The following is a 12837-nucleotide window of genomic DNA, read 5'->3' on the forward strand; positions in this document are numbered from 1 at the left end:
ATGGATTACTTGCAGGGTCGACCTGTGGGACTCACTCGCCCCGGGTCTTCTTGATGATCTCCTCGGCGACGTTCCGAGGAACCTCCGCGTAGCTGTCGAACTGCATCGAGTACACCGCGCGACCCTGGGTCTTGGACCGCAGGTCGCCGACGTAGCCGAACATCTCGGACAGCGGCACAAGAGCGCGGACGACCTTGACGCCGCTCGCGTCCTCCATCGACTGGATCATGCCACGGCGGGAGTTGAGGTCGCCAATGACGTCGCCCATGTACTCCTCGGGCGTACGCACCTCGACGTCCATCATGGGCTCGAGGAGGACCGGGTCCGCCTTGCGGACGCCCTCCTTGAGGACCATCGAGCCGGCGATCTTGAACGCCATCTCGGAGGAGTCGACCTCGTGGTAGGCGCCGTCGAGCAGGGTGGCCTTGATGCCCACCAGCGGGTAGCCGGCCAGCACACCGTTCTGCATGGCGTCCTGGATGCCGGCGTCGACGCTGGGGATGTACTCGCGCGGGACGCGGCCACCGGTGACCTTGTTCTCGAACTCGTACAGCTCGCCGTCCGCGGTGTCCAGCGGCTCGAAGCTGACCTGGACCTTGGCGAACTGGCCCGACCCACCGGTCTGCTTCTTGTGCGTGTAGTCGACCTTCTCCACCTTGCGGCGGATGGTCTCGCGGTAGGCGACCATCGGCTTGCCGACGTTGGCCTCGACCTTGAACTCGCGGCGCATGCGGTCGACGAGGATGTCGAGGTGGAGCTCGCCCATGCCGCCGATGACGGTCTGGCCGGTCTCCTCGTCCAGCTCGACGGAGAACGTCGGGTCCTCCTCGGCCAGCTTCTGGATGGCCGTGGAGAGCTTCTCCTGGTCGCCCTTCGTCTTGGGCTCGATGGCGACGTGGATGACCGGCTCGGGGAAGGTCATCGACTCGAGCACGATCGGCGCGTCGATGGCGCACAGGGTGTCACCGGTGGTGACGTCCTTGAGGCCGATGAACGCGTAGATGTGCCCGGCGTGGGCCTCCTCGATCGGGTTCTCCTTGTTGGAGTGCATCTGGAACATCTTCCCGATGCGCTCCTTCTTGCCCTTGGTGGAGTTGAGCACCTGCACGCCCTGCGCCACCTTGCCGGAGTACACCCGGACGTAGGTGAGCTTGCCGAAGAACGGGTGGGCGGCGACCTTGAACGCCAGCGCGGCGAACGGGTCGTCCTCGTTCGGGTGACGCTCGAGGACCTTCTCCTCGTCGCCGACGGCGTGGCCCTGGACGGCCGGGACGTCGAGCGGGGTCGGGAGGTAGGCGATGACGGCGTCGAGCATGGGCTGGATGCCCTTGTTCTTGAACGCCGAGCCGCAGAAGACCGGGTAGGCCTCGCCGGCGACCGTGAGGGCGCGGACACCCTTGTTGATGTCCTCGACCGTGAGCTCCTCGCCGCCGAGGTACTTCTCGAGCAGCTCCTCGTCGGCCTCCGCGACCTGCTCGATCAGCTTGGCCCGGTACTCCTCGGCCTTGTCCGCGAGGTCGGCGGGGATCTCCTCGACCTCGTAGTCCTCGCCGATCTTGACGTCGCCGCGCCAGGTCAGCGCGCGCATGTTGACGAGGTCCACGACGCCCTGGAAGTCGGACTCCGAGCCGATCGGGATCTGCATCACCAGCGGGGTGGCCTTGAGGCGGTCCTCGATGGTCTTGACGGTGAAGAAGAAGTCCGCACCGAGCTTGTCCATCTTGTTGACGAAGCAGATGCGCGGGACGTTGTACTTGTCCGCCTGGCGCCACACCGTCTCGGACTGGGGCTCGACGCCCTCCTTGCCGTCGAAGACGGCCACCGCGCCGTCGAGCACGCGCAGGGAGCGCTCGACCTCGACCGTGAAGTCCACGTGGCCCGGGGTGTCGATGATGTTGATCTGGTTGTTCTTCCAGAAGCAGGTGGTGGCGGCGGAGGTGATGGTGATGCCGCGCTCCTGCTCCTGCTCCATCCAGTCCATCGTCGAGGCGCCGTCGTGCGTCTCGCCGATCTTGTAGTTGATGCCGGTGTAGAACAGGATCCGCTCGGTCGTCGTCGTCTTGCCGGCGTCGATGTGCGCCATGATGCCGATGTTGCGGACCTTGGTCAGGTCGGTCAGCACGTCAAGTGCCACGTGAGGCTCTCTTCGGTCGTGTCGGTGGGTGTGAGGACTGAGCGCGGCCGCCGCGGGTGGGGCGGCCGCGCGACCGGCACTACCAGCGGTAGTGCGCGAAGGCCTTGTTGGACTCGGCCATCTTGTGCGTGTCCTCGCGGCGCTTCACCGCGGCGCCGAGGCCGTTGGAGGCGTCGAGGATCTCGTTCATGAGGCGCTCGGTCATGGTCTTCTCGCGGCGCGACCGGGAGTAGCTGACCAGCCAGCGCAGCGCCAGCTGGGTCTGCCGAGAGGTGCGGACCTCGATCGGGACCTGGTAGGTGGCGCCACCGACGCGGCGGGAGCGCACCTCCAGCGACGGCTTGACGTTGTCCAGCGCGCGCTTGAGCACGACGGCCGGGTCGCTCTGCGTCTTCTCACGCACGCCCTCGAGGGCGCCGTAGACGATGCGCTCGGCGGTGGACTTCTTGCCGTCCATGAGCACGCGGTTGACGAGCTGCGTGACGACCTGCGAGCCGTAGACCGGGTCGACGACGAGCGGGCGAGCGGGTGCGGGGCCCTTACGAGGCATTACTTCTTCTCCTTCTTCGCGCCGTAGCGGCTGCGAGCCTGCTGGCGCCCACGCACACCCTGCGTGTCGAGCGCGCCGCGGACGATCTTGTAACGCACACCAGGCAGGTCCTTCACACGGCCGCCGCGCACGAGCACGATCGAGTGCTCCTGCAGGTTGTGGCCGACACCCGGGATGTACGCGGTGACCTCGATGCCGCTGGACAGGCGCACGCGGGCGACCTTGCGAAGCGCCGAGTTCGGCTTCTTCGGGGTGGTCGTGTACACGCGGGTGCACACACCGCGCCGCTGCGGGCTGCCCTTGAGGGCCGGCGTCTTGGAGGTCCCGACCTTGCGGCTGCGGCCCTTGCGGACCAGCTGCTGAATCGTAGGCACTACGTCTCCGTCTCGAAGTTCTTGCTGTGTCGATGTTTCTGCTCGCCCGACCATGGGGTCGACCGGCTCGGGCGCTGGGACTTTCCGCCCGTCCTGGCTCGCTCCCCTGCCCCCGTTGTCGGGCGTGTCGACCAGCAACGGGCGCTCCAGGTCTGCCACCCTGAGGGGGACGGACGCTGGCTACCCAGCTGGCGAGGACGCCTGCGGACCCCGCTCCAGCCACGGCCGCCGGTACTTCCGGCCGCGTGAGAGGCGCACGCACGAGAGCCCGATGTCGCGGGCACCGCCGACCAGAGTACTCTGCGGCGGATTACGGCGTCAAAGTGTAGGAAGGGCCGTCCGGCGTGGCGTCCACCACCCGGGCGGGGACCCGGGTGGCCGGCGTAGCGGCCGCGGTGGGCGGTTGGCGGGCGGGTTGGTGGCCGGCCGGGTCAGCCGGTCACGGTGCTTCACGCACGCGTGCGGTGGGGCGGGATGCCCGCCCCACCGCACGTCAGTGTGTCAGCGGAACTCCAGCCCGTAGGTGTCCGGACCGAAGTCCAGCTCCTCGAGCAGGATGGAGTCGTTGCCGGCTGCGGGCGCGAAGTCGATGTCGCTGTAGCCCAGGCGGCTGAACGCGGCCGCCTTGGCCTCCTCGGTCGGCTCCACGACGACCTCGTGGTAGCGCGGCAGGCCCGTCCCGGCGGGGATGAGCTTACCGAGGATGACGTTCTCCTTCAGGCCCAGCAGCGGGTCGCGCCGGCTGCTCATGGCCGCCTCGGTGAGCACCTTCGTCGTCTCCTGGAAGGAGGCGGCGGAGAGCCACGAGTCGGTGGCCAGCGAGGCCTTGGTGATGCCCATGAGCTCGGGGCGCCCGGCGGCCGGGGCCCCGCCCTCGGACACGACGCGGCGGTTCTCGTCCTCGAACCGGGTGCGCTCCATGAGCTCACCGGGCAGCAGACGGGTCTCGCCGGAGTCGAGCACCGTGACCCGGCGCAGCATCTGCCGGACGATGACCTCGATGTGCTTGTCGTGGATGTCCACGCCCTGCGAGCGGTAGACCTCCTGGACCTGCTCCACCAGGTGCTTCTGCGCGGCGCGCGGGCCGAGGATGCGCAGGACCTTCTTCGGGTCCACCGCACCGGCGATGAGCTGCTTGCCCACCGCCACGTGCTCGCCGTCCTCCACCAGCAGGCGGGCGCGCTTGGTCACCGGGTAGACGGCGTCCTCCTGGCCGTCGTCGCGGGTGATGACGATCTTGCGCGTGCGCTCGGAGTCGTCGATCTTCACCCGGCCGGCGGCCTCGGCGATCGGGGCCTCGCCCTTGGGGGTGCGGGCCTCGAACAGCTCCTGGACACGCGGCAGACCCTGGGTGATGTCCTCCGCGGAGGCGGCACCACCGGTGTGGAAGGTCCGCATCGTCAGCTGCGTGCCGGGCTCGCCGATGGACTGGGCGGCGATGATGCCGACGGCCTCGCCGATGTCCACCAGCTTGCCGGTGGCCAGGGAGCGGCCGTAGCACTTCGCGCACGTCCCGACCCGCGACTCGCAGGTGAGCACGGAGCGCACCTTGACCTCGGTGACCCCGGCCTCGACCAGGCGCTCGATGAGCACGTCACCGGCGTCGTCCCCGGCCTGGGCCAGCACGTTGCCCTCGGCGTCCTTGACGTCGGTGGCCAGCGTGCGGGCGTAGACGCTCGTCTCGACCGTGTCGGCACGCACCAGGGTGCCGTCGCCGAGGCGCTCGGCGATGGGCATCGTCAGGCCCATGCGGGTGCCGCAGTCGTCCTCGCGGACGATGACGTCCTGGGAGACGTCGACCAGACGACGGGTGAGGTACCCGGAGTCGGCGGTCCGCAGGGCGGTGTCCGCCAGGCCCTTGCGGGCGCCGTGCGTGGCGATGAAGTACTCCAGCACCGACAGGCCCTCGCGGTAGTTGGACTTGATCGGGCGGGGGATGATCTCGCCCTTCGGGTCCGCCACGAGACCGCGCATACCGGCGATCTGACGCACCTGCATCCAGTTACCACGCGCACCGGAGGAGACCATCCGGAAGACGGTGTTGCGCTGGGGGAAGTTCTCCCGCATCGCCTCGTCGACCTCGTTGGTGGCCTGCGTCCAGATGTCGATGAGCTCCTGACGACGCTCGTCGTCGGTGATCAGGCCCATGTCGTACTGGTCCTGGATCTTCTCGGCCTCGCCCTCGTACTTCTCGAGGATGGCGGCCTTGGCCTCCGGGGCCACGACGTCCGAGATCGCGATGGTCACGCCCGAGCGGGAGGCCCACCGGAAGCCGGCCTCCTTGAGCGCGTCCAGGCTCGCCCCGACGTCGACCTTGGGGTACCGCTCGGCCAGGTCGTTGACGATCGAGCCGAGCACCTTCTTGTCGACGACGCCGTTGATGTACGGGTAGTCCACCGGGAGGAGCTCGTTGAACAGGGTGCGGCCCAGGGTGGTCTCGAGGGTGATCGGGTCACCCTCCTCCCAGCCCTCCGGCGCGGTCCAGCCGGCCGGCGCGACCAGCTCGGGCATGCGCACCTTGATGACGGCGTTGAGGTCCAGCTCGCCGGCGTCGAAGGCCATGATCGCCTCCGCCGGGGAGGAGAACGAGCGCCCGGCACCCTTGGCGTCCTCGCGGTCCGAGGTCAGGTGGAACAGGCCGATGATCATGTCCTGGGAGGGCATGGTCACGGGCCGGCCGTCGGACGGCTTGAGGATGTTGTTGCTCGAGAGCATGAGGATGCGGGCCTCGGCCTGCGCCTCGGCGCTCAGCGGCAGGTGCACGGCCATCTGGTCGCCGTCGAAGTCGGCGTTGAACGCGCCGCAGACGAGCGGGTGGAGCTTGATGGCCTTGCCCTCGACGAGCAGCGGCTCGAACGCCTGGATGCCCAGGCGGTGCAGCGTCGGCGCACGGTTGAGCAGAACCGGGTGCTCGCGGATGACCTCGGAGAGGACGTCCCACACCTGCGGGCGCGAGCGCTCGACCATGCGCTTGGCGGCCTTGATGTTCTGGGCGTGGTTGAGGTCCACGAGCCGCTTCATGACGAAGGGCTTGAACAGCTCCAGCGCCATCTGCTTGGGCAGGCCGCACTGGTGCAGCTTGAGCGTGGGGCCGACGACGATGACCGAACGGCCGGAGTAGTCCACGCGCTTGCCGAGCAGGTTCTGGCGGAACCGGCCCTGCTTGCCCTTGAGCATGTCCGAGATCGACTTCAGGGCGCGGTTGCCCGGCCCCGTGACCGGACGCCCGCGGCGGCCGTTGTCGAACAGCGCGTCCACGGACTCCTGGAGCATGCGCTTCTCGTTGTTGACGATGATCTCCGGCGCGCCCAGGTCCAGCAGCCGCTTGAGGCGGTTGTTGCGGTTGATGACGCGGCGGTAGAGGTCGTTCAGGTCCGAGGTGGCGAAGCGGCCGCCGTCGAGCTGGACCATGGGGCGCAGGTCCGGCGGGATGACCGGGACGCAGTCCAGCACCATGCCCAGCGGGGAGTTGCCGGTGGTGAGGAAGGCGTTGACGACCTTGAGGCGCTTCAGCGCCCGGGTCTTGCGCTGGCCGGTGCCGGTGGCGATGGTCTCGCGCAGCGACTCCGCCTCGGCCTCCAGGTCGAAGGTCTCCAGGCGCTTCTTGATCGCCTCGGCGCCCATGGCGCCCTTGAAGTAGATGCCGTAGCGGGCCTGCAGCTCGCGGTAGAGCACCTCGTCGCCCTCGAGGTCGCCGACCTTGAGGTTCTTGAACCGGTCCCAGACCCGCTCGAGGCGGTCGAGGTCCTGCTCGGAGCGCTTGCGCAGCTGGGCCATCTCGCGCTCGGCGGACTTGCGCACCTTCTCGCGGGCGTCGGCCTTGGCGCCGGACGCCTCGAGCTCGGCGAGGTCGGCCTCGAGACGCTGGGCGCGGGCCTCGATGTCGGCGTCGCGCTTGGTCTCGACCTGCTTCTTCTCCAGGTCCATCTCGTTCTGGAGCATGGTGAGGTCCTCGTGACGACCGTCGTCGTCGACCTCGGTGATCATGTAGGCCGCGAAGTAGATGACCTTCTCGAGGTCCTTCGGGGCCAGGTTGAGCAGGTACCCCAGGCGCGAGGGCACGCCCTTGAAGTACCAGATGTGGGTGACGGGGGCGGCGAGCTCGATGTGGCCCATCCGCTCGCGGCGGACCTTGGAGCGGGTGACCTCAACACCGCAGCGCTCGCAGATGATGCCCTTGTACCGCACGCGCTTGTACTTGCCGCACGCGCACTCCCAGTCCCGGGTGGGACCGAAGATCTGCTCGCCGAACAGGCCGTCCTTCTCGGGCTTGAGCGTCCGGTAGTTGATCGTCTCGGGCTTCTTGACCTCGCCGTGCGACCATTCGCGCACGTCGGCACCCGTGGCCAGGCTGATGTGCAGCTGGTCGAAGACATTGACGTCGAGCAAGGGTTCCTACTTCCTCCGGTAGAACACCGTGTACAGCATTAGTTGAACGAGGCGGGCCGTCGGGGCCGGCGGGGCGCCGGGGCAGCGTGTTCCGAACGCTCCCCCGGCGCACCGCGGCCGGGCCGCCTGGCTCAGAGTTCCTCGACGCTGCTCGCGTCCGGGCGGCGGGACAGGTCGATGCCGAGCTCCTCGGCCGCGCGGTACACCTCGTCGTCGGCGTCCCGCAGCTCGATGGCGTTGCCCTCGGCGTCGAGTGCCTCGACGTTCAGGCAGAGCGACCGCATCTCCTTGATCAGCACCTTGAAGGACTCGGGAATGCCCGGCTCGGGGATGTTCTCCCCCTTGACGATGGCCTCGTAGACCTTCACGCGGCCGGTGACGTCGTCGGACTTGATGGTGAGCAGCTCCTGCAGGGCGTAGGCGGCGCCGTAGGCCTCGAGGGCCCACACCTCCATCTCGCCGAAGCGCTGGCCACCGAACTGGGCCTTACCACCCAGCGGCTGCTGGGTGATCATCGAGTACGGGCCCGTGGAGCGCGCGTGGATCTTGTCGTCCACCAGGTGGTGCAGCTTCAGGATGTACATGTAGCCGACCGAGATCGGCTCCGGGAACGGCTCGCCGGAGCGGCCGTCGAAGAGCTGGGCCTTGCCGTCGGTGTTCACCATGCGCTCGCCGTCCCGGTTGGGCCGGGTGTGCGCGAGCAGCCCGGTGAGCTCCTCGTGCTGCAGGCCGTCGAACACCGGCGTGGCCACCGGGGTGCGCGGCTCGGCCGTGAGGGCGTCCTCGGACAGCTGCCGGGTCCACTCCTCCGCGGCCTTGCGGGCCTCGGTGACGTCGTAGCCCTGCGCGGCGATCCAGCCCAGGTGCAGCTCGAGGACCTGGCCGACGTTCATGCGGCCCGGCACGCCGAGCGGGTTGAGGATGACGTCGACCGGGGTGCCGTCGGGCAGGAAGGGCATGTCCTCGACGGGGAGGATGTTGGAGATGACGCCCTTGTTGCCGTGGCGGCCGGCGAGCTTGTCGCCCTCGGTGATCTTGCGGCGCTGGGCGATGTAGACGCGGACCATCTGGTTCACGCCCGGGGGCAGCTCGTCGTCGTTGTCCGCGGAGAACTCGCGGATGCCGATGACGATGCCGGACTCGCCGTGCGGGACCTTCAGGGAGGTGTCGCGCACCTCGCGGGCCTTCTCGCCGAAGATCGCGCGCAGCAGCCGCTCCTCGGAGGTCAGCTCGGTCTCGCCCTTCGGGGTGACCTTGCCGACGAGGATGTCGCCGGAGCTGACCTCGGCGCCGATGCGGATGATGCCGCGCTCGTCGAGGTTGGCCAGCACGTCCTCGGAGACGTTCGGGATGTCCCGGGTGATCTCCTCGGCGCCCAGCTTCGTCTCGCGGGCGTCGACCTCGTGCTCCTCGATGTGGATCGAGGTGAGCACGTCGTCGGCGACGAGGCGCTGGGACAGGATGATGGCGTCCTCGTAGTTGTAGCCCTCCCAGGACATGAACGCCACGAGGAGGTTCTTGCCCAGGGCGAGCTCGCCCTCGTCGGTGGCGGGGCCGTCGGCGAGCACCGAGCCGACCTCGACCCGGGCGCCCTCCTCGACCAGCACGCGCTGGTTGTAGGAGTTGCCCTGGTTGGACCGGCGGAACTTCGCGACCCGGTAGAGCTGGTTCGAGCCGTCGTCGCCCGCGACGTGGATGGCGTCGGCCGAGACCTCGGTGACCACACCGGGCTTGGTGGCGACGATGACGTCGCCGGCGTCGACCGCGGCGCGCCGCTCCATGCCGGTCCCGACCAGCGGGGCCTCGCTGCGCAGCAGCGGCACGGCCTGGCGCTGCATGTTCGCGCCCATGAGGGCGCGGTTGGCGTCGTCGTGCTCGAGGAACGGGATCATCGCGGTGGCGACGGAGACCATCTGGCGCGCCGAGACGTCCATGTAGTCGATCTCGTCGACCGGCACCAGGGCCGGCTCCCCGCCGCTCATGCGGCACAGGGCGCGGTCCTCGACGAACTTGCCGTTGTCGTCGATCGGGGCCGAGGCCTGGGCGATGACGTGACGGTCCTCGTCGTCGGCCGTGAGGTAGACGACCTCGTCGGTGACGTGCCCGTCGACGACCTTGCGGTACGGGGTCTCGACGAACCCGAAGGGGTTGATGCGCGCGTAGGTGGCCAGCGAGCCGATGAGGCCGATGTTCGGACCCTCAGGGGTCTCGATCGGGCACATGCGGCCGTAGTGCGACGGGTGGACGTCGCGGACCTCCATGCCGGCGCGGTCGCGGGACAGACCGCCCGGGCCCAGCGCGGACAGACGCCGCTTGTGCGTCAGGCCGGCCAGCGGGTTGTTCTGGTCCATGAACTGCGACAGCTGCGAGGTGCCGAAGAACTCCTTGATCGACGCCACGACCGGGCGGATGTTGATCAGGGTCTGCGGGGTGATCGCCTCGACGTCCTGGGTGGTCATGCGCTCGCGCACGACGCGCTCCATCCGGGACAGGCCGGTGCGGACCTGGTTCTGGATGAGCTCGCCGACGGCGCGGATGCGGCGGTTGCCGAAGTGGTCGATGTCGTCGGTCTCGACGCGGACCTTGACCGGCTCGCCGTTGCGGGTGCCGTCGAGCTCCTCGACGCCCTTGTGCAGGGCGAGGAGGTACTTGGTCGCCGCGGTGACGTCCTCGATGCGCAGCACCGACTCGCCGAGGTCGGCGGTCAGCCCTAGCTTCTTGTTGATCTTGTAACGTCCGACCTTGGCGAGGTCGTAGCGCTTGGCGTTGAAGTAGTAGTTCTCCAGCAGGGTCCGGCCGGCCTCAACCGTGGGCGGCTCGCCGGGGCGGATCTTGCGGTAGATGTCGAGCAGCGCCTCGTCCTGGGTGTGGACGTTGTCCTTCTCGAGGGTCTCGATGAGGACCGGGTAGTCGGCGAACTCCTCGCGGATCTCCGACTCCGTCATGCCCAGGGCGCGCAGGAAGACCGTGACGGACTGCTTGCGCTTGCGGTCGATGCGCACGCCGACGGCGTCGCGCTTGTCGATCTCGAACTCCAGCCAGGCGCCGCGGCTCGGGATGACCTTGGTGGTGAAGACGTCCTTGTCGGAGGTCTTGTCCGGCACGCGCTCGAAGTACACGCCCGGCGAGCGGACGAGCTGGGAGACGACGACGCGCTCGGTGCCGTTGATGATGAACGTGCCGCGCTCGGTCATGAGCGGGAAGTCGCCCATGAACACCGTCTGCGACTTGATCTCGCCCGTGGTGTAGTTGACGAACTCCGCGGTGACGAACAGCGGAGCGGCGTAGGTGAAGTCCTTCTCCTTGCACTCCTCCGCCGTGTACTTCGGCGGCTCGAAGCGGTGGTCCCGGAAGCTCAGGGACATGGACTGCCCGAAGTCCTCGATCGGGGAGATCTCGGCGAAGATCTCCTCCAGGCCCGAGGTGGTCGGAACGTTGGTGTCGCCGCTCTCGGCGGCGGCCTGGACGCGGGCACGCCAGGCGTCGTTGCCGAGCAGCCAGTCAAAGCTCTCAGTCTGCAGACCGAGCAGGTTGGGAGCCTGGAGCGGCTCGTGAATCTTGGCGAACGAGATGCGACGCGACGCCGTGCGGGCCGCGATAGCGTCAGCAGTAGGTGCGGAAGAGGTGCGCGAGGCAGCCAAAGGGGGTCCTTCCCTGCGAATGGGTTGCAACCAGCGCCGACCACCTGGGGCGGGTGGGGTGCCTGGCGTCCAGGCATGAGTCAGCGCAAAGCGACAGCATAGCCGCTGTGGTAGTGCGTGTCCAGAGTCGTCGACGCGACGACCCGTGGTAGATGAGGCGGGTGGCCCCCGGGCCGGTGCCCATGCGAGAACGAGGCCCGCACCGTGTCTGGTGCGGGCCTCGTCCTTGAGCCGGCGTCCCTCAGGCGGCGCGGCGCGCGTCGCCGTGGGGGCCGGGCTGGGTCACTTGAGGGTGACGGTGGCGCCGGCGCCCTCGAGCTGCTCCTTGGCCTTGTCCGCGGCGTCCTTGGCAACGCCCTCGAGGACGGGCTTCGGGGCGCCGTCGACGAGGTCCTTGGCCTCCTTCAGGCCGAGGGAGGTCAGGGCGCGCACCTCCTTGATGACCTGGATCTTCTTGTCGCCGACCGACTCGAGGATGACGTCGAACTCGGACTTCTCCTCGGCGGCCTCCTCGCCACCAGCGGCACCACCGGCGGCCGGCGCGGCGGCGACGGCGACGGGGGCGGCGGCGGTGACCTCGAAGGTCTCCTCGAACTGCTTCACGAACTCGGAGAGCTCGATGAGGGTGAGCTCCTTGAAAGCCTCGATGAGCTCTTCGGTGCTGAGCTTCGCCATGGTTGGCGTTCCTTCCTGGTTGTCCTGCTACGCGAGCAGAGGTGGGGGTGGTGCGTGCCGGTGCCTGAAGGCTCAGGCCTCGGCGGCCTGCTTCTCGCGCAGGGCCTCGATGGTGCGGGCGGCCTTGGTGGCCGGCGCGGTGAAGAGGTAGGCGGCCTGGAACAGGGCCGCCTTGAACGCGCCGGCTGCCTTGCCCAGCAGCACGTCGCGGGACTCGAGCTCGGCGAGCTTGGTGACGTCCTCGGCGGAGAGTTTGCGACCCTCCAGGACCCCACCCTTGATCACGAGCTGAGGGTTCGCCTTGGCGAAGTCACGCAGCGACTTGGCCGCCTCGACCGGCTCACCGGTCACGAAGGCGATCGCCGTCGGGCCCGTGAGGTCGCCGTCGAGCACGTCGACGCCGGCCTCCTTCGCCGCGATGGCCGTCAGCGTGTTCTTCACCACGGCGTAGCTTGCGTTACCGGCGAGCGAGCGGCGCAGCTGCTTGAGCTGGGCGACGCTGAGCCCGCGGTACTCGGTCAGCAGGACGGCGCTCGACCCACGGAACTGCTCCGCGAGCTCGGCAACCGCTGCCGCCTTGTCAGGCCTCGCCATGGCCCTCCTTCCGATAGTGCCGCGCGGCCGGAGGTCCGGACATCAGAAAAGCCCCGTGCGCAGGACGGCACGGGGCTCGGCCCACCTCGGGGGCGGGAAAAGCTGTACACACCTGCGCTGGCTCCGCTGCTGCGGACTTGGCCCCGTTGTCACGGGTGACCGGCGGTCTTTGGCAGGGAACACGGTACCGGGCGCGGGTGGGTCGGGGCAAACCCGTCGCGGTGTGGTCTGGCGCACGCGGACGGTGGGGCCGTCGTCGGCCGGGCCTCTCCGACGGGGCCGCGGCCCCCGCCGCACCGCTGCGCTCCATCGGCGGGGGCCGCGAGTCAGCAGGAAACCGGCGAACCAGCAGCAGACCGGTGAACCAGCACCCGAATCTCCGCGACCTCATCGAAACGGTTCGACCTCGCCGCAGAATCTCGACCTCACCTGCGCCGGCGGCCGTGCGACCACCGCCGAGTCAGCAGGAAACCGCAGGAG

Annotated in this window: 7 protein-coding genes; all 7 read right to left on the reverse strand. The window is 68.8% G+C overall.

Going from position 1 to position 12837, the window contains the following annotated elements; genetic code table 11:
- Positions 1-31: 31 nt before the first annotated feature.
- Entirely contained in the window at positions 32-2134 is a 2103-nt protein-coding gene (gene fusA / locus GD970_RS13915; RefSeq protein WP_152203507.1) for an elongation factor G, read from the reverse strand.
- Positions 2135-2213: 79 nt separating this feature from the next.
- Positions 2214-2684 (reverse strand): 30S ribosomal protein S7, encoded by a 471-nt coding sequence (gene rpsG / locus GD970_RS13920; protein ID WP_152203508.1) that lies wholly within the window; start codon positions 2682-2684, stop codon positions 2214-2216.
- Entirely contained in the window at positions 2684-3058 is a 375-nt protein-coding gene (gene rpsL, locus GD970_RS13925; protein WP_139930145.1) for a 30S ribosomal protein S12, read from the reverse strand. Before rpsL ends, rpsG begins: the two co-directional genes overlap by 1 nt.
- A 501-nt stretch (positions 3059-3559) precedes the next feature.
- Positions 3560-7447, reverse strand: a complete 3888-nt coding sequence (locus GD970_RS13930) for a DNA-directed RNA polymerase subunit beta' (RefSeq protein WP_152203509.1) — start codon at positions 7445-7447, stop codon at positions 3560-3562.
- Between the two features lie 131 nt (positions 7448-7578).
- On the reverse strand, positions 7579-11088 hold the full coding sequence (gene rpoB, locus GD970_RS13935; RefSeq protein WP_152203510.1) for a DNA-directed RNA polymerase subunit beta: 3510 nt from the start codon (positions 11086-11088) through the stop codon (positions 7579-7581).
- Between the two features lie 282 nt (positions 11089-11370).
- Complete coding sequence (rplL, locus tag GD970_RS13940; protein WP_152203511.1) at positions 11371-11763, reverse strand: 50S ribosomal protein L7/L12; 393 nt, start codon at positions 11761-11763, stop codon at positions 11371-11373.
- A 72-nt stretch (positions 11764-11835) separates the two neighbouring features.
- On the reverse strand, positions 11836-12357 hold the full coding sequence (gene rplJ, locus GD970_RS13945) for a 50S ribosomal protein L10 (protein ID WP_152203512.1): 522 nt from the start codon (positions 12355-12357) through the stop codon (positions 11836-11838).
- Between the last annotated feature and the right edge of the window lie 480 nt (positions 12358-12837).

Source organism: Georgenia thermotolerans, assembly GCF_009193185.1.
In the GTDB taxonomy this organism is placed as follows: Bacteria; Actinomycetota; Actinomycetes; order Actinomycetales; family Actinomycetaceae; genus Georgenia; species Georgenia thermotolerans.